We start from the raw sequence: 19,419 nt of genomic DNA on the forward strand, positions 1-19,419 counted from the left end.
TAGCGCCTTTGCCTGCAATTTTTCTCGCAAAGGCGCTAAGCAAATGAAGTTGAAATGAAAGATAAAAGATATTTAAAATTATCAGGTTTAGAGCCACTAATCATAACCCCTGAAAGCAATTTCATAAATGTGGGAGAACGCACTAATGTGGCAGGTTCTAAGAAATTTCTTCGACTTATAAAAAATCGAAACTTTGAAGAAGCACTTTCCGTTGCTCGCGAACAAGTTGAAAACGGCGCGCAAATTATCGACATAAATATGGATGATGGTTTGATTGACGGAAAAGAGGCGATGGTGAAATTCCTGAATTTAGTAATCGCCGAACCAGATATTTCACGCGTTCCTATTATGATTGATAGCAGTAAGTGGGAAATAATTGAAGCGGGTTTACAAGTTGTGCAAGGGAAATGTGTTGTGAATTCCATTAGTTTGAAAGAAGGCGAAGCAGAATTTATCCACCACGCAAAATTAATAAAACGTTACGGTGCGGCTGTAATCGTGATGGCTTTTGATGAAACGGGCCAAGCTGATAATTACGATCGAAGAATAGAAATTGCCAGCCGATCTTACGATATATTGGTGAATCAAGTAAAATTCGCCCCAGAGGATATTATTTTCGATTTAAATATTTTCCCCGTTGCAACGGGAATGGACGAGCACCGCCGAAACGCCATTGATTTTATTGAGGCAACGCGCTGGGTGCGTGAAAATCTGCCGCACGTAAGTGTGAGTGGTGGGGTGAGTAATGTTTCCTTCAGTTTCCGTGGAAATGACCCTGTTCGTGAAGCAATGCATTCAGTGTTTTTGTATCACGCTATTCAAGCGGGTATGAATATGGGAATCGTAAATCCTGCAATGCTGGAAATATACGATGATATTCCAAAGGACCTTTTAGAGCACGTGGAAGATGTAATGTTCGACCGTCGCGAAGATGCCACGGAGCGATTGCTAGATTTTGCCGAAAACGTTATTGGTAAATCACGAGAAAGTAAAATCGACCTTTCGTGGCGAGAGGAACCTTTGCAAAACCGTATTACACGTGCATTGGTGAAAGGAATAGACGAATTTATTTTAGAGGATATTGAAGAAGCAAGACAAGTTGCCGACAAACCAATTGAAGTTATTGAAGGAAATCTAATGATTGGTATGAACGTGGTTGGCGACCTTTTTGGAAGTGGAAAAATGTTTTTACCGCAAGTGGTGAAGAGTGCACGAGTGATGAAAAAAGCTGTGGCTTATCTTTTGCCATACATTGAGGAAGAAAAGTTAAGAAATCCGCAAGCTGGTGATTCTAAAAACGCTGGCAAAATCTTGATGGCAACTGTAAAGGGTGATGTTCACGACATTGGGAAAAACATTGTCGGTGTTGTGTTAGCGTGCAACAATTATGAAATTATCGACTTGGGCGTAATGGTTCCGCCGGAAAAAATAATTGCAACTGCAAAAGAACAAAATGTAGATGCGATTGGATTGAGTGGATTGATAACACCTTCGTTGGACGAAATGGTTTTTTTGGCGAAAGAGATGCAGCGACAAAACTTTAAAGTTCCGTTATTAATTGGAGGTGCAACCACGAGTAGGGCGCACACTGCTGTAAAAATTGATCCCGAATATGAATGTGCCGTGGTGCATATAAACGATGCTTCACGAGCGGTTACAGTGGTTGGCGATTTGTTGAAAAAGGAAACTTCGGCTCCTTATAAAGAGAATTTAAAAAAGGAATACGACACTTTCCGACAAGATTTTCTGAAGCGACAAAAAGTAAAAAACTATTTGCCAATTTCCGAAGCCAGGAAAAACAAGTTTCAAATTGATTGGAAAACTTCAGAAATAACAAAACCGGAGCAATTGGGTGTGCAGGTTATAAAGAATTTCGATTTAAACTTATTGGTTGATTATTTAGATTGGACTCCATTCTTCAGAAGTTGGGAGTTGCACGGTAGATACCCAAATATATTGACCGATGAGGTTGTGGGCGAGCAAGCTTTAGAATTATTTGAGGATGCAGAGAAGATGCTTCAAAAATTAATTTCAGAAAAACTATTGGAAGCAAGAGCAGTTTTTGGCGTCTTTGAGGCGAATACAATAAACGATGACGATATTGTCGTTTCGGCTCCGCTCAACGACCGTGCTGCGGACACTGAGCGTAGCCGAAGTGTTTTCCGAACCCTCCGCCAACAATCTCAAAAAGCTGCTGGAAAACCCAACATTGCTTTAGCAGATTTTATTGCGCCGAAAGAAACAGGAATTCAGGATTATGTGGGTTGTTTTTGTGTGAGTACCGGTTTTGGAACTACGGAATTGGCAGACAAATATGTTGCAGAACACGACGATTATAATGCCATAATGGTAAAAGCTTTGGCAGACCGCTTAGCTGAGGCTTTTGCTGAATATCTTCACAAAGAAGTACGCACCAATTATTGGGGCTATGCTTCCGAAGAAAACCTTTCCAATGAAGATTTAATTTCAGAAAAATATAAAGGGATTCGTCCGGCGCCAGGTTATCCTGCCTGCCCAGATCATTTGGAAAAATTGACAATTTGGGAGCTTTTAAAAGTGAAAGAAAACATTGACGTTGAATTGACCGAAAGTTTAGCCATGTGGCCGGCAGCTTCGGTTTCGGGTTATTATTTCGCAAACCCAGAAGCTCGGTATTTTGGTCTCGGTAAAATAAAGGAAGACCAAGTTGCAGATTTCGCAAAGCGGAAAAATATGAATTTGGACGAAGCCACAAATTGGTTGAAAACGAATTTGGCAGATTAATAATAAAAAGATACCCGCCTTCGCGGGCATGAATATGAAAGTAACCGAACACATAAAAAACGGAAACGGAAGAACCCAGTTTTCATTCGAGATTTTACCACCTTTAAAGGGGGAAAACATACATTCCATTTTCAGTAATATTGATCCGTTGATGGAGTTTCAACCGCCTTATATAAATGTTACATATCACCGTGAGGAATATATTTTTAAGGAATTGAAAAATGGCTTGATAGAAAAGAAAGTCGTTCGCAAACGTCCGGGAACGGTTGGCATTTGTGCCGCAATCCAAAACAGATATCACGTAGATGCGGTGCCACATATTTTGTGTGGTGGATTTTCGAAAGAAGAAACCGAGAACTTTTTGATAGATCTTCAGTTTTTAGGAATTGACAACGTAATGGCTTTACGCGGGGATGCTGTGAAAAGTGAAACCTATTTTACCCCCGAAAAAGATGGTCATAAATTTGCGTGCGATCTCGTTGATCAAGTTAGTTCATTGAATAAAGGCACTTATTTAGACGACGAACTTCAAAATACATTCCCAACAGATTTCTGTGTAGGTGTGGCGGGTTATCCCGAAAAACATATGGAAGCTCCGAGCAGCGAAAGCGATATTCATTTCCTAAAAAAGAAGATAAAAAATGGAGCAGAATACATTGTAACTCAGATGTTTTTCGACAATGAAAAGTACTTCAAATTTGTTGAGAAATGTAGAGCCGCCGGGATTACTGTGCCGATTATACCGGGGTTAAAACCAATTGCAGTCAAGTCGCATCTCAATTTAATTCCCCACAGGTTTAAAGTAGATTTGCCAGATACATTGGTGAAAGAAGTGGTAAAAGCGAAGGATAACAAAGCCGTGCGCCAAATTGGGATTGACTGGTGCGTGCAGCAAAGCAAAGAATTGGTGAAAGCAGGCGTGCCGTTTTTGCATTATTATTCAATGGGAAAAAGCAGCAATATTAAAGAAATTGCTTCACAGGTATTTTAAGCAGAAAAGAAAATAAATGCTTTCCCTCAAAGTTTGAAGATTAGTTTATCTTTACGACCGTTGAAAAAAAAATGAAGCACCTACTATTACCTTTCATAGCAATACTTACCTGTTTTCCGCTTTTTTCGCAGGATAAGGAATTAAAGCCAATATCATTGGAAGCCGATTTTTTCTACGGCTCAATTCTCGAACACAATCCAGATATTGAACATATAATAACTGGTCACCCAACAGGTTTTATTTTTGCATTTAACAGGAAAACATATGGTTTTAATGAGTGGGAGCGACGCTTTAAATATCCAGATTGGGGTTTTACAGCAGCATATCAAAATTTACACAACGAATATTTAGGAAGTGCTTTCAGCGCCTATGGACACTTCAATTTCTACTTTTTAAAACGTAATTTAATGATTAGGGTTGGGCAAGGAGTTGCTTATGCAACAGACCCTTTTGATCCAATTTCAAACTACGATAACAACGCTTACGGCACACATTTTTTGAGTTCAACGTTTGTGAAGGTAAATTTTGTGCGTGAGAATATTTGGAAAGGTTTGGGATTCCACGCTGGTTTTACCATTATCCACTATAGCAACGCAAACTTTAAAGCACCTAATAATAGTACAAATACGTTAGCACTTAATGCTGGGGTAAGTTATCAGTTAGATTATAAGGAATTTCCAGAATTTATAGTGCAGGAAGATTCACTCAGCAAAACCCATGCAGAACGATTTAAATATAACCTTGCTTTTAGAACTGGTATTAACGAAAGTGATGTTGTTGGGCTAGGCCAGGAACCATTTTTGGTAATTTCGGCTTTTGTTGATAAACGTATTAATTATAAAAGCACTTTTACGGCTGGGGTAGATGTTTTCTACTCTATTTTTCTAAAAGAATTAATTACATATCGTTCTATCGCATATCCTGAAGATAATCTTTCGGGAGACGAAGACCATAAACGCGTTGGCGTTTTTGTAGGCCATGAGTGGCGTTTTAACAAGGTCGCTTTTGTTTCGCAGTTGGGGTATTATGTTTATTATCCGTATGAATTTGAAAATCGGGTTTACAACAGATTGGGTCTGAAAAGATATTTCTTTAGCGATACCGTTTTTGCTGCAGTAACCGTACACGCTCATTGGGCCAAGGCTGAAGCTGTGGAATTTGGCATAGGTTACCGCTTATAATGATTCTGAAATTTTCAGAAATACTAAGTATGAAAAAAATAATTTACATCGCATTAATTCTACTCTTTGCAGGCTGTAGCTCTGACAAAAGTTGGGACTGCATTCAATCTTCAGGAGATATTGTGGAGAAGGAAGTAAATGTTCCGCCATTTACAAAAATTATAGTTTGGGATCGTATAAAGCTATTTATTGAACAAGGAGATGAACAAAAAGTAAGAATTGAAACAGGTGAAAATATAATTTCGGACGTAACGGCTACCGTAACAAATGGCAAGCTGGAAATTCTGAACAGCTATAGCTGCAATTTAGCTCAAGATTATGGACTGACAAAAGTATATATAACCGCTCCAAATATTACTGAAATCCGAAGTAGCACCGGATACCTTATTGAAAGTATTGGCGTGTTGAAATACCCTTCATTAACGCTACTTTCCGAAGATCAAAATAACGAAGATGAATATCAAATCGATGGTGATTTTAAACTGGATTTAGAAGTCGAAAATATAAATATTGTTGCTAACGGTCTTTCAAATTTCTTTTTAAGCGGAACGGCTACTTATGCAAGTTTCGGCTTGTATGCTGGCGATTCCAGAATATATTCTGAAAACCTAATTGTGCAAAACTTATATATCTATCATCGAAGTACTGGTGAAATGATTGTGAATCCGCAATTAACTATTCGCGGTAAAATTGTGAGTTTGGGCAACGTAATCTCCATGCACCGACCACCGATTGTTGAAGTAGAAGAACTCTATCGAGGCAAACTTATTTTTCGATAGTCAATTCAGAAAATAACTTTTCTAAGGTTGTATTTTTTTGATGCAACTGAAGAATTTTCAAACCATTATCGTGGGCAAAATCGAAGACTTTTCCTCGCATATCTTGTTCTGTATCGAAGGTAAGCTGATATACAAAACCAATTGAGTTTTCAACCTTTTCAATTTTTGGCAGCTTATGTAGCGCCACTTCTTCCACACGATAGTCAAACTCAACTTCAATAATTTGCTGTTTATTGTTTTTAAGGTCTTTCAGCTTTTTGTCGAGTACAATTTTACCATTATTTATAATAATTACGCGATCGCAAATAGCTTCTACTTCCTGCATAATATGCGTGGAAAGTAAAACTGTTTTTTCCTTTCCTACGTTTTTAATTAATTCCCTAATTTCAACTAATTGATTGGGGTCTAAACCTGTTGTTGGCTCGTCGAGTATTAATACTTCGGGGTCGTGCAAAAGGGCATTAGCAAGCCCAACACGTTGTCGGTATCCTTTTGAAAGTTGGCTAATCTTTTTATTAGCTTCAGGAGTTAAACCTGTTTTCTGAATAACATTTTCAACCTCAGTTTTTTGAATATTATAAATTCCGGCGTTGAAGAGTAAATATTCCCGAACGTACATATCTAAATAAAGCGGATTGTGTTCGGGCAGATAGCCTACACTTTTTTTAACGGCTATATCATCTTTGGTAACTTCAAAACCGTTGACGATTGCAACGCCTTCCGAAGCAGGAAGAAAGGTGGTTAAAATCTTCATCATGGTAGATTTTCCTGCACCATTCGGGCCTAAAAAGCCTACAATTTCTCCTTTTTCAATGGTGAAGGAAACTTTGTTCAGCGCTTTCTGTTCGCCGTAAATTTTAGTAATATTTTCTACGTGTATCGACATAATTTTTCAAAAACAAAACTACATAATTTTCTTCCGAAGTGATTGTGCTTCCGAAGTAAAAATTTTCTTAAAACGTTTACGAAATAATATTTATTAGCTAATTTAGCCGCGATGAAAATAAATCTTATTTACAATTTTTCCCAAGGGTGGTGGCATATGTTCAAAAACATTTGCTAGTGGGATAATTGTATTATAAATATACTTTGAAAAGTCCCATTTTGGGGCTTTTTTTATGACTTGAATTTATGGAAAATAAAAAGGAATTACGCAACTGGTTAGACGCTTTCGGATTGAATCATCCGCTTGTAATAGCTGGACCTTGCAGTGCCGAAACTGAAGAACAACTATTAAAAATTGCGCACCAATTAAAAGATACAGATACTTCAGTTTTACGAGCAGGAATTTGGAAACCTCGCACGCGACCTGGAAATTTTGAGGGAGTTGGAGCCCTTGGTTTGAAATGGCTTCAAAAAGCGAAGGAAGAAACAGGATTACTCACAACTACGGAAGTTGCAAACGCTAATCACGTAGATTTGGCACTGAAGCACGATGTAGATATTTTGTGGATTGGCGCACGCACAACGGTATCACCTTTTATAGTGCAAGAAATTGCAGATGCTGTACGAGGGACCGATAAAATTGTTTTGGTGAAAAATCCTGTTAATCCAGATTTGGCTTTGTGGCTAGGTGCTGTAGAACGGTTTTATACTGCAGGAATTACTAAACTTGGGGTAATACATCGCGGTTTTTCTACCTATGAAAAGACGCGTTATCGAAATAATCCGGAATGGCAAATCCCGATTGATTTACAAAATGCTTTTCCAGATTTGCCGCTAATTTTAGATCCTTCGCACATTGCAGGTAGACGAGATATTATTTTTGACCTTTGTCAAACTGCACTCGATTTAAATTACGATGGGTTAATGGTAGAAACTCATTTTGATCCTGACAATGCGTGGAGCGATGCCGCACAACAAATAACTCCTGCGACTTTAGATAAAATAACGGTTGATCTTAAAATTCGTAAAGTAGAAGGCGAGGAGGAAGAATTCAAAAATCAGCTAAATACTATGCGTACCCAAATAGATTTAATAGATGATCAAATTATGGACATGTTGGGCAAAAGGATGAAAATAGTCGATAATATTGGAACCTTGAAAAAGAAAAACAACGTTGCCATTTTACAGGTGAAACGATGGAATGAAGTGCTTGGACGAATGATTTTGGAAGGTGAACAAAACAGACTTAGTGAAGAGTTTGTACTGAAAATTTATAAAGCCATTCATCAGGAATCTATTAACCACCAAAAAAAGGTGATAAATGATTGAAAGATTTTGCAACTTTGCGAGATGAAAGGCCTAGTCTATAAATCTACCGGTAGTTGGTACACCGTAAAAGCGGAAAATGGAACTTTTTATAATTGTCGTATAAAAGGTAAGTTCCGCATTGGTGGAATAAAAAGCACAAATCCAGTTGCGGTGGGAGACCACGTAGGTTTTGATGTTGAGAAAAAAGGCGATGAAACGGTGGGTGTAATTAAGGAAATAGACGAGCGTAATAATTATATTATTCGTAAATCGGTTAATCTTAGTAAGCAAACACACATTATTGCTGCCAATATTGATATTGCTTTTATGCTTATTACCCTCAATAATCCACCAACCTTTACCACTTTTATCGATCGGTTTTTGGTTACTGCGGAAGCATATCATATTAAAGCGGTGCTTCTTTTCAACAAAATTGATACTTATAACGAAGACCAATTACTTGAGATAAAATTTCTTGCTGCTCTTTACCGTAAAATAGGTTACGAGTGTATAGGGATTTCTGCCATTACAGGTAAAAATTTAGACAAAGTAAAATCTTTGATGCAGGATAAAGTGACGATGTTTTCGGGCCATAGCGGCGTTGGAAAATCTACCTTAGTTAATGCGCTTGAACCTGGCTTACATTTAAAAACTTCCAAAATTTCTGACCAGCATTTGCAGGGCCAACACACCACAACATTTGCTGAAATGTTCGACCTTTCTTTTGGTGGACAAATAATAGACACACCGGGTATTAAAGGTTTTGGTGTGGTTGAAATGGATAAAGAAGAGTTAGGCGCTTACTTTCCAGAGTTTTTTAAACTGAAGGAAAACTGCAAGTTTAACAACTGTCTTCATTTAGAAGAACCGCACTGCGCAATTAAAAATGCATTAGAAAACGAAGAAATTGCGTGGTCTAGGTATAAAAGTTATTTGCAAATTTTGGCTGGAGAGGAAGATCATTTCCGAAAAGATATTTACGAGAAATAAAGGTTCAAATTTCTAAAAGTATTACCGTTATCAACTAACCTTAACTCAATAACTCAAAATGCGGGTATTAATTCAAAGAGTAAAAAAAGCCTCTGTTACCATTGACGGGAAAATCTTTTCTGAAATAAATCAGGGTTTACTTATTTTATTAGGAATTGAAGCTGAAGATTCCCACGACGATATTGACTGGTTAGCAGGAAAAATTGCACGTTTACGGATTTTTTCGGATGAAAATGATGCTATGAACCTCTCGGTTCAAGATATTAACGGCGACTGTTTAGTGGTTAGCCAATTTACACTTCACGCAAATACAAAAAAAGGAAACCGTCCTTCATTTATAAATGCGGCTAAGCCTGAAACTGCAATCCCACTCTACGAAAAATTCCTGCTTCAGCTTGAAAATGAAATTAATAGAAAAGTAAAAACAGGAAATTTTGGCGCCATGATGGATGTGGCATTAATTAATGACGGACCGGTAACAATTTGGATAGATTCAAAAAAAAGAGAATAATTCCTTTAACTTTTTCTTAACCTTTAAAATTTTTTATATATTGCCAAGCAATTATAGAAATTCTTGAACTAGCTCCCCGCAACATTCAATTTTGATTAGTATGAATGATCTTATCGTTCAATTTTGCTATTCCTCATGTAACTCCTATATATGAAAAACATTTTTTGTTTTGCATTGCTTCTTTGCGGTGCTCATATTTTCGCGCAAAACGAATATTCCATTGCGTCTATTCCAAAAGATCTTAAAGAATACGCTAATAGTGTGTTATTAGATGAGTTGGTTGAAATTGATGTAAGCAATTTCAATAAGATGAATGTAAAAACCCGCCGGGTTACGGCTGTGCTTAACAAACTTGGTGACGGCGATTCACGACTCTATGCCTTTTATGACCCTAACTCTCGCGTTAAGGATATTGAGGTTAGGATTTATAATGCCTCTGGTAAAGAAATTGAGCATTTCAAAAAGAAGGATTTTATGGATGTGAGTCGTACGGGCTCCAGTATCTATAGTGATGACCGTATGTTGGGCATAAACTACACCCCAACAACATATCCTTATATTGTAGTTTTTGAAAAGGAAACTGAAACTGGAGATACTGCATTTTTGAGTCCGTGGTATCCATTGAATGGGTATGCTGAAAGTACTAAAAAGAGCGTGTTGAAAATTAAATTCGACCCTTTGAATAAGCCTAAGTATAAGGCACAAAATTTAGAAGGTTACAACATTACAATTTCCGAAAATCCGGAAGAATTAATATTCACAGCTACCGATCTTAAAACAATAAGATACGAAGAGCACAGTCTTTCGCAGAGTAAAATTTTCCCAATTATTTATGTGGCGCTCAATAATTTTAAACTAAAAGGAACTGCAGGTTCGGGCAAAGACTGGCAACAGTTTGGAAGCTGGATGGCTAAAAGTTTACTTGCCGACGTAAATGAACTTCCTGCGGGCACGCTTGCACAAGTTAGAAGTCTAGTAGCTAATGAAACCACAAACGAAGGTAAAGCTCGAAAAATTTACAAATATGTGCAGGATAAAGTTCGCTACATCAGTATACAAATAGGTATTGGAGGGTGGAAACCGATGCTGGCTTCAGACGTAGATAAGCTTAGTTATGGCGACTGTAAAGCACTAACTAATTATACAAAGGCGTTACTTGATGCCGTTGGTGTGCCATCGTATTACACAGTTGTGTATGGAGATGCTATGGAATGGGATATTATGGAAGATTTTTCTTCGCTTCAAGGAAATCACGTTATACTTGGTATTCCTAATGAGGCTAATGAAATAACGTGGCTTGAATGTACCAGCCAAGACACTCCTTATGGCTACATAGGTAATTTTACAGATGATAGAAATGTGCTGATAATTACACCCGAAGGAGGTAAAATTGTACGTACCACGGTTTATAATACTAAAGAGAATACACAAGTAAACAATGCAAAAGTAAAGATAGATGCAGAAGGAAATGTAACTGCCACTTTGAATACTGTTTCAAAAGGACTTCAGTATGATAAAATGTATATTCTTCCAAAACGAAAACAAGAAGATTTAGATGAATATTACAAGGAGAAGTGGGGTTATATAAATGGATTTTCTATTGTTGATGTAAAACTCAATAATGATAGAGAAGCCGTGGTTTTCACTGAAGATTTAGCACTTAATATTCCTAATTATGCGAATCCAGTAGGTAACGATTATCTTTTTTGCGCCAATATTTTCAATCAAAATCAACACATCCCGCCGCGAATTGAAAACCGAAAACAAAATCTTTACATCGGCACTGGCTATGTAGATATAGATTCTGTTGAGGTTGAGCTACCTGAAAATTTTGAGGTGGAAGGTCTTCCCGAAGAAACTATTTTGGAAACCAAATTTGGAAAATACGAGATGAGCTTTAGCAAAACCGATGCTCATAAAGTAATATACAACAGAAAAATTACCATAAACAAAGGCGATTATCCGCCTTCTGAATATGAAAATTACCGCGATTTTCTTCGGTCAATCGCACGACTTGATAAAACAAAAATTCTTTTAAAACAAAATGTACAATAAACAACAGAATATTATGAAATCTAGCCTACTTACAGTAATTGCAGTTATGTGTTTTGTTAGCACAGCTGTAGCTCAAAATTATAAATTTGGAAAAGTTTCCAAAGAAGAATTGGTTCAAAAAGTGCATCCTACGGAGCCTACGGCCGATGCCGCAGTTTTATACAGAGAAATTCACGCCGAATTTCAATACACAAATAGCGATGGTTTTTATATGGTTACCGATATTTTCGAGCGTGTTAAAATCTATAATAAAGAAGGTTTTGATTGGGCTTCTAAAGAAGTAGACCTTTATCAAGGCGATTCGGGATCTAAGGATGAAATTACTGGTTTAAAAGCCTATACTTACTTTTTGGATGGGAGTGGTGATATAGAAGAAGTGAAATTAAGAAACGACGGTGTTTTTGAAGAAAAAACAAGTAAATACCTTCACAAAACGAAATTTACAATGCCCGACATTCGTGAAGGCTGCGTAATAGAATATAAATACACTATTAAATCTCCGTTTATCGGCAACATTGATGAGTTCAGTTTTCAAGAGATTATTCCGGTTGAAAAAGTAGAAATACGTTTCGCTTCTCCAGAGTATTTCGTATTCAAGACACATCAAAAAGGCTGGGTTCCTTATAAAGTTGAAAAGGATGGTAGAGACCGAACAATTGCATTGGCAAACTCTCGTTCAGAATACGATATATACGGTAACAGAACATCTAAAGGTGGACCGAGAGATTTAAGATTTAAAGAAGATATTTACACAATTAATTTAGCCAATGTGCCAGCAATGAAAGAAGAAGCATTTGCCGGAAATATTGATAACTATGCCACTGGACTTAAATTTGAATTGAGTTATGTAGATTTTCCTGGCAGCTCAATGAAATCCTATTCAACTACTTGGGAAGATGTTTCAAAAGGGATTTACAAAGTAGATTCATTCGGCGACGAATTGGAAAAGGACAATTATTTTGAAGATGATCTAAATAGTCTATTAAGTGGTGTTAGCAGTCCCGAAGAGAAAGTATCAAAGATCTTTTCGTTTTTATTGAACAAAATGACTTGGAATAATTTCACGGGTTATTACACTAACGAAGGTGTAAAGGAAGCTTATAAAAAAGGATCGGGTAATGTGGCTGATATTAACCTAATGCTCATTGCTATGTTACGAAAGGCTAATCTTGACGCCAATCCAGTATTGGTAAGTACCAAAACTCACGGTATTCCGCTATTCCCAACACGTAATGGTTTTAATTATGTAATAGCCGGCGTTGAACTTCCTGGTGGAATTGTATTGCTAGATGCAACCAATAAAGATGCAGAAATTGGCGTGTTAAAGTCGAGTGTGTTAAACTGGCAAGGGCGCGTAATTAAAAAAGATGGCACTTCTGGTTGGGTTTCATTAAACTCTTTGGTTCCCGCAGTAAAAAGCGCAATGGTAAGTGCAGAAATCAATCCAGATTTTTCAATTGTGGGTAAAGCTCAAAATAGATTTACTGGTAATTATGCTTTCAAATACAGAACAGAGTTTAAAAGTTTAAACGAAGATTCAAGACGAAAAGCGATTGAAAAGGATACGAAGCAAACAGAATTATCGAATGTAAATTTCGAAAATTTAAGCACCTTAGGGAAACCCGTTGCTTTAGAATATGATTTTGAAACACTCGATGCAGTTGAAGATGTAGCAGGAAAATTATATTTTTCACCTTTAATTTTTATGGCCACGACTGAAAATCCTTTTAAACCTGAAACGCGTTCATACCCTATAGATTTCGGCTATCCTATGAAAGATCGTTATATTGTAAATATAGATTTGCCGGAAGGTTATAATGTTGAATCATTGCCTGAAAATGCAGTGTATAATCTAGGAGAAGGAGTAGGAAGCTACCGTTACTTAATTACGCAAATAGGTAATAAACTTCAGGTTTCTGTAGAACTTTCTATCAATACTTCTTTAATAGCTGCTGCGGAATACGGAAATTTGAAAAAATTCTTTGAACTTTTAGTAGCGAAAGAAAACGAAAAAGTTGTACTTTCTAAAGCATAATGGATATCAAAAACGCACAACAAGCAGTAGATGCTTGGATTAAAACACACGGGGTACGCTATTTTAATGAGCTTACCAATATGGCACAGCTCACCGAAGAAGTGGGCGAAGTTGCACGTATTATTGCCCGCCGCTATGGTGAGCAAAGTGAAAAGAAAAGTGACAAAAATAAAGATTTGGGCGAAGAGCTTGCAGATGTTATTTTTGTGGTACTTTGTTTAGCCAACCAAACCGGTGTTGATCTTGAAGACGCTTTTCAGAAAAAGTTGGATGTAAAAACCAAACGCGATCACGACAGGCACCACAGCAACGAAAAATTAAAATAGTATGTTTAAAAGAGTTATAAATACAAAAGGTTTTTGGAAATCGGTATTGTCGCTAACAATTGCTTCTGCTATCCTTTTTACAATTGTGAAGTGGGCAATAGAAGGTTTTGAGACGACTTTTTTCACTGAAAGAAATCCTTTTGTGTTTTTCGTAATCCTTATTTTGGCAGGCTTTATTTACGGCTTTCTTGTAACCTTTGGAAAATTTAGGTCCAAGCTCAAAGAAAACGATAAACGGAAATGAAAGCCAATCTTAAACGCGGTAAATTTCCAATAGAAAATGTAAAAATCAATATAGGCGGTTCCAAAAGTGAATCGAACCGATTGTTGATTTTACAGGCGCAGTTTCCAAATATTACTATTCAGAATCTTTCCGAAAGTGATGATACTGTTGCGCTTCAAATTGGTTTGCAAAGCTCAGAAGGTATTGTAGATATTCATCATGCCGGAACGGCGATGCGTTTTTTGACAGCGTATTTTTCGGCAAAACAAGCTACCCAAACAACGCTCACCGGAAGCCAACGAATGCAAGAAAGACCAATTGGTATTTTGGTAGATGCATTAAAAAATTTAGGAGCAACTATTGAATACGTAAATCAAGATGGCTTTCCTCCTTTGAAAATTACGGGTAAAAATCTTCTTAAAAATGAAGTAACGATTAAAGCTAACGTGAGTAGTCAGTATATTTCTGCGCTTATGTTAGTTGCGCCAATGCTACCCAGCGGTCTGAAAATTAATCTCGAAGGAGAAACTACTTCGGTGCCTTATATTGAAATGACACTTTCACTTTTGAGAAGTATCGGTATAGAAGGAAATTTCGACAAAAATATAATCACCATTTCATCGGCAAAAACTGTAGAAAGCACCTCATTAACAGTAGAATCAGATTGGAGTTCGGCGTCTTATTTTTATAGTTTGGTAGCGCTATCTAAAGATTGCAAAATAACACTCGGAAGTTTTTCTGAAGAAAGCTTACAGGGCGATGCTGCGTTGGTTCAGATTTACGATTCTTTGGGCGTACAAACTGTTTTTAATACTTCAGAAAAGACTATTTCGCTCTCGAAAAAAAATATAGAATTACCAGATTCTATTATGCTCGATCTTACAAATACGCCAGATTTGGCACAGACTATTGCCGTAACTTGTTTTGGTTTGGGCATAGGTTGCAAGCTTACGGGGCTTCACACCTTAAAAATTAAAGAAACCGACAGGCTAACAGCTTTAAAAAACGAATTGGAAAAATTAGGGGCAACGCCTCAAATTGATGACAATTCTTTAAATCTGGAAAAGTCTTTTCAAATTAACCCGAATGTGTTGATAGAAACTTATCAAGATCACAGAATGGCGATGGCCTTTGCGCCGCTGGCGGTTAAAACAAGCTTGACAATAAACAATGCAGAAGTAGTTTCAAAATCATATCCTAGCTTTTGGGAAGATTTAAAAAAAGTGGGTTTTGACTGTTCTTTAAGCGATTCTTCAAAATAATAAACCTTCTAAGTTAGCAGCCAGTAAGCTATAGTAAAGATTTCCAAATAATAAAAGGTCTTTTACTTGACAACGCCTGTTTTGAGGTTGTATATTTGCAGCCTTTTAAAATCTAAAGACAACTCGCAATATGGGAATGAAACTTTCAAATTTTGGCTTTACTCTTCCAGAGGAATTATTGGCTGAGTATCCGGCTCCAAACCGTGACGAATCACGACTTATGGTGCTAAACCGAAAAACCAAGACAATTGAACACAAAATGTTCAAGGATATTATTGATTATTTTGATGAAGATGATGTACTGGTAACCAACAATACAAAGGTTTTTCCTGCACGTTTGTTCGGAAATAAAGAAAAAACAGGAGCTCGAATTGAAGTTTTTCTTTTAAGAGAGTTGAATCCAGAAACCCGTCTTTGGGATGTTTTGGTAGATCCAGCGCGAAAAATTAGAATTGGAAACAAACTATATTTTGGCGAGGACGAAACACTTGTTGCAGAAGTTATAGACAATACAACTTCTCGTGGAAGAACGCTTCGTTTTCTTTTTGACGGTTCTTATGAAGAATTCCGCAATAAATTGACAGAATTGGGCGAAACTCCACTTCCAAAATATATAAAGAGAGAAGTAGAACCAGAAGATGCAGAACGTTACCAAACTATTTTTGCAAAAAATGAAGGAGCTGTAGCAGCGCCAACCGCTGGTTTACACTTTTCAAAACACTTGTTAAAGCGTCTTGAAATTAAAGGTGTAAGTATAGCAGAAGTTACATTGCACGTAGGCTTGGGAACTTTCAGCTCTGTTGAGGTTGAAGATCTTTCAAAACATAAAATGGATTCTGAAGAAATGGAAATTACTCAGCAATCTGTAGATATTATCAATACAGGTATTCAGAGGAAAAAAAGAGTATGTGCTGTAGGTACAACGGCAATGCGTGCTTTGGAGAGTTCAGTTTCTTCAAACCACACGCTAAATGCTTACAAAGGTTGGACTAATAAATTTATCTTTCCTCCGTATGATTTCAGTATTGCAAATGCAATGATTAGTAACTTCCATACTCCAAAGTCTACTTTATTAATGATGGTTTCAGCATTTGCTGGACACGAATTTATTAAAGAAGCGTATGCAGAAGCTATTAAAGAAAAATACAAGTTTTACTCATATGGTGATGCAATGTTGATTATCTAAATCAAGCCCCATAAATACTAATGAATCCCGATATAAATCGGGATTTTTTATTTTGTAAGCGTTTGGTTTCCAAATGTCAAAATAAAGAGATACCTTAGTGTTCGTTTTTAAAAATACTAACCAGCGGGCTTAATGAAAAAAACTACGATTTTCTTCATTTTATGTTTCTACGTTCTTATTGCCTTTCCACAAGGTAATGGGGATGATTTCCCTATGAGTTGGGATTTAGATTTACCACAACAGCCCGATGTTATTCGCCTTCCAACTTTAGACTTAGAGTTAATAGTACAGCAAGATAGCATTAACGACTTAGACAAAAGTATGCCTTGGCGCTACGGAATTGAAATACCTTTAAACCTAAATATGAATCAAGGTGGGTTGTGGACTACACTTCCCAATGGTGCTAAAATATGGCGCACTACCATCCAATCCCACGGAGCGCTTAATTTGAGTGTAAATTTTAGCGATTTTTATTTACCCCCAGGCTCCAGAGTTCAACTATACAATCAAGACAGAACGGATATTACTCGAACTTTTAATAATGCGCAGACCCGAATTAACGGTCAATTGGGAACGTGGTTTGTAGAAGGTGAAATTATCTGGATTGAATACTATCAGCCTCCTAGCACGAAAGAATCACCACGACTTCAAATAACTAATGTTATCCATGGTTACAGAATGGGTAGTGTAAATGCATTCGTTGAAGGCATTCGCGGTATGAACGAATCTGGAGATTGTAATTACGATGTAAACTGTTCTGTTGGTAGCGATTTCGACACAAAAAAAGATTTAATTAAAAAATCAGTAGCACTCTTAAATTTAGGAAACGGGCATTTATGTTCTGCTGCATTGGTGAATAATACACAGAGTGATAAAACGCCATACATATTAACCGCCAATCATTGTTTGGATAATAGTAGTCCGGCGTTATGGACTATTCGTTTTAATTGGGTAAGTCCAAATCCTGTCTGCGGAACCGATGAAGAGAGTGGAGATTTACAAACAAATTTTACCATCAGCGGCGCCGAATTAAAAGCGAACAATAGCAAAAGTGATTTTGCGTTGGTTCAGCTTTTTGAGAAAATCCCAGATTCTTGGGATGTTGCTTTTGCTGGATGGGACAACACAGATACCGACCCGCTTTACGAAGTGGGAATTCACCACCCCAATGGCGATATTATGAAAATATGCCGCGATGATTCTGGCGCCACAAAAGTTGATGCAAATGGTACAGAAGTATGGTTAATTGGCGGTGGCGCCCATGGAAGTGGTAATGGCTGGGAAATTGGCACTACCGAAAGTGGATCTTCTGGTTCGCCACTTTTTGACGAAAACGGACGTATTATCGGGCAATTATATGCAGGTCAGTCTGCGTGTGTCGGTTTAGAAAATAATCAGGAGTACGATATTTATGGCAGGTTTGGGGTTTCTTGGAATGCTGGTAACACTCCCGAAACTCGCTTGATGGAGTGGTTAGACCCCACTAATTCGGGTCACACATATGTAGAAACGATTCAAAATCTTTTGAATATTCCAGATTTTGAACTTATTGGAGACCTTAAAATTTATCCCAACCCGGCTAGTACAACCATTACGGTTGAGAACACTAGATTTCCGCACCTATCATTTCAGTTTTTGAATGCTTTGGGGCAACGCATCCATTCAGGCTCATTGTCTAATACCAATAACACCATAAATGTGGCAAACCTAGCTGATGGTGTATATTTCCTTTATTTAATAGATGAGGATAGCAAGGATTCTATAACCAAAAAGATTATTATTAATAAATAAACCATAATTCTATTATTGTTGAAATGCCTCTATTCTGCAAAGGAAAGGGGCATTTTACTTTTAAATACAGTAATTTTGCACAATGATTGCAGAAAAAAGAGATATAAGAGCACTTTCAAAAGAAGAACTTCGAAGTTTTTTCGAAAGCATTGGCGACAAAGCTTTTCGTGGAACCCAAGTTTACGATTGGTTGTGGAGCAAAGGAATTCATAGTTTTGATGATATGACGAATCTTTCCAAAGAAACGCGCGCGCATTTGGATGAAAATTTTGTTATTAACCACATTAAGGTAGATCATATTCAAAAAAGTAATGACGGTACAATTAAGAACGCTGTAAAGCTTCATGATGATCTTATAGTTGAATCAGTTTTAATTCCCACAAAAAAGCGCACCACCGCTTGCGTTTCATCACAAGTAGGTTGTAGTTTAGATTGTAGATTCTGCGCTACGGCGAAGCTTAAAAGAATGCGAAATCTAAACCCCGATGAAATTTATGACCAAGTAGTGGCTATTGACAGAGAAAGTCGCTTATATCACAACAAACCGCTTTCAAACATTGTTTTTATGGGAATGGGCGAACCACTAATGAATTATAAAAATGTTTTGAGTTCTATTGAAAAAATTACTTCGGAAGAAGGCTTGGGGATGTCTCCAAAACGGATTACCATTTCTACATCTGGTGTGCCTAAAATGATAAAGAAATTGGCAGATGATGAAGTTAAATTTCACCTTGCTGTATCATTGCATTCCGCTATTCAGGAAACACGGGAGCAAATTATGCCTTTTGCAAAAAGCTTCACTTTAGTTGACCTTCGCGAATCTTTGGAATATTGGTATAGCAAAACGAATCGTAAAATTACTTACGAGTACATTGTTTGGAAAGATATAAATGATAAGTGGGCAGATATTGAAGCACTCGTTACATTTTGCAAATATGTGCCTTGTAAAGTGAATATTATTGAGTACAATCCTATTGACGACGGTCATTTTCAGCAGGCTTCTTCATCCATAATAGACGATTATATACAAGCGTTGGAACACGATAGAATTCCTGTAACAGTCCGCCGAAGCAGAGGGAAAGATATTGATGCTGCCTGTGGGCAGTTGGCAAATAAACAATAAAAAAAAGAGC

General features: G+C 37.2%; 15 protein-coding genes. 14 read left to right on the plus strand and 1 reads right to left on the minus strand.

Translation table 11 applies throughout. From position 1 onward, the window contains the following. Positions 1–54: 54 nt before the first annotated feature. From metH to AC3RVF_RS09375, 4 genes are all read left to right on the plus strand, one after another. The gene (gene metH / locus AC3RVF_RS09360; protein WP_489691383.1) at positions 55–2,763 is read left to right on the plus strand and encodes a methionine synthase; all 2,709 of its coding nucleotides are present in this window, start codon (positions 55–57) and stop codon (positions 2,761–2,763) included. A 34-nt stretch (positions 2,764–2,797) separates the two neighbouring features. Beyond that, positions 2,798–3,754 carry a methylenetetrahydrofolate reductase [NAD(P)H] gene (metF, locus tag AC3RVF_RS09365; protein WP_489691384.1) on the plus strand — a complete coding sequence of 319 codons (957 nt, stop codon included), beginning with the start codon at positions 2,798–2,800 and terminating at the stop codon, positions 3,752–3,754. A gap of 71 nt (positions 3,755–3,825) precedes the next feature. After that, complete coding sequence (locus AC3RVF_RS09370; RefSeq protein ID WP_489691385.1) at positions 3,826–4,935, plus strand: acyloxyacyl hydrolase; 1,110 nt, start codon at positions 3,826–3,828, stop codon at positions 4,933–4,935. Positions 4,936–4,964: 29 nt separating this feature from the next. Continuing rightward, positions 4,965–5,714 (plus strand): head GIN domain-containing protein, encoded by a 750-nt coding sequence (locus tag AC3RVF_RS09375; protein ID WP_489691386.1) that lies wholly within the window; start codon positions 4,965–4,967, stop codon positions 5,712–5,714. On the opposite strand, the gene gldA is transcribed toward AC3RVF_RS09375, so the two are convergent. Continuing rightward, on the minus strand, positions 5,701–6,600 hold the full coding sequence (gene gldA, locus AC3RVF_RS09380; protein ID WP_489693260.1) for a gliding motility-associated ABC transporter ATP-binding subunit GldA: 900 nt from the start codon (positions 6,598–6,600) through the stop codon (positions 5,701–5,703). The two genes, AC3RVF_RS09375 and gldA, sit on opposite strands and share 14 nt — an antisense overlap. Positions 6,601–6,845: 245 nt before the next feature. Between gldA and AC3RVF_RS09385 the strand changes: the two genes are divergently transcribed. The 10 genes from AC3RVF_RS09385 (at position 6,846) to rlmN (ending at position 19,409) form a co-directional block, all read left to right on the plus strand. Continuing rightward, entirely contained in the window at positions 6,846–7,928 is a 1,083-nt protein-coding gene (locus AC3RVF_RS09385; protein WP_489691388.1) for a chorismate mutase, read from the plus strand. A gap of 21 nt (positions 7,929–7,949) precedes the next feature. Further along, entirely contained in the window at positions 7,950–8,897 is a 948-nt protein-coding gene (gene rsgA / locus AC3RVF_RS09390; RefSeq protein WP_489693261.1) for a ribosome small subunit-dependent GTPase A, read from the plus strand. A gap of 58 nt (positions 8,898–8,955) precedes the next feature. Further along, complete coding sequence (gene dtd, locus AC3RVF_RS09395; protein ID WP_489691390.1) at positions 8,956–9,408, plus strand: D-aminoacyl-tRNA deacylase; 453 nt, start codon at positions 8,956–8,958, stop codon at positions 9,406–9,408. Positions 9,409–9,558: 150 nt separating this feature from the next. Next, positions 9,559–11,463, plus strand: coding sequence for a DUF3858 domain-containing protein (locus tag AC3RVF_RS09400; RefSeq protein ID WP_489693262.1), 1,905 nt, complete (start codon positions 9,559–9,561; stop codon positions 11,461–11,463). 13 nt (positions 11,464–11,476) lie between these two features. Then, positions 11,477–13,498 carry a DUF3858 domain-containing protein gene (locus AC3RVF_RS09405; protein WP_489693263.1) on the plus strand — a complete coding sequence of 674 codons (2,022 nt, stop codon included), beginning with the start codon at positions 11,477–11,479 and terminating at the stop codon, positions 13,496–13,498. Further along, a complete protein-coding gene (locus tag AC3RVF_RS09410) occupies positions 13,498–13,824 on the plus strand; it encodes a nucleotide pyrophosphohydrolase (protein ID WP_489691393.1) in 327 nt (108 codons plus the stop codon). Before AC3RVF_RS09405 ends, AC3RVF_RS09410 begins: the two co-directional genes overlap by 1 nt. A 240-nt stretch (positions 13,825–14,064) precedes the next feature. Next, positions 14,065–15,309 (plus strand): 3-phosphoshikimate 1-carboxyvinyltransferase, encoded by a 1,245-nt coding sequence (locus tag AC3RVF_RS09415; RefSeq protein ID WP_489693264.1) that lies wholly within the window; start codon positions 14,065–14,067, stop codon positions 15,307–15,309. A 136-nt stretch (positions 15,310–15,445) separates the two neighbouring features. Beyond that, complete coding sequence (queA, locus tag AC3RVF_RS09420) at positions 15,446–16,495, plus strand: tRNA preQ1(34) S-adenosylmethionine ribosyltransferase-isomerase QueA (RefSeq protein WP_489691395.1); 1,050 nt, start codon at positions 15,446–15,448, stop codon at positions 16,493–16,495. Between the two features lie 132 nt (positions 16,496–16,627). After that, entirely contained in the window at positions 16,628–18,286 is a 1,659-nt protein-coding gene (locus tag AC3RVF_RS09425; protein ID WP_489693265.1) for a T9SS type A sorting domain-containing protein, read from the plus strand. Positions 18,287–18,368: 82 nt separating this feature from the next. Then, positions 18,369–19,409 (plus strand): dual-specificity RNA methyltransferase RlmN, encoded by a 1,041-nt coding sequence (gene rlmN / locus AC3RVF_RS09430; RefSeq protein ID WP_489691397.1) that lies wholly within the window; start codon positions 18,369–18,371, stop codon positions 19,407–19,409. The last annotated feature ends 10 nt before the right edge of the window (positions 19,410–19,419 follow it).

This window comes from Aequorivita sp. IT1183, from assembly GCF_058068265.1.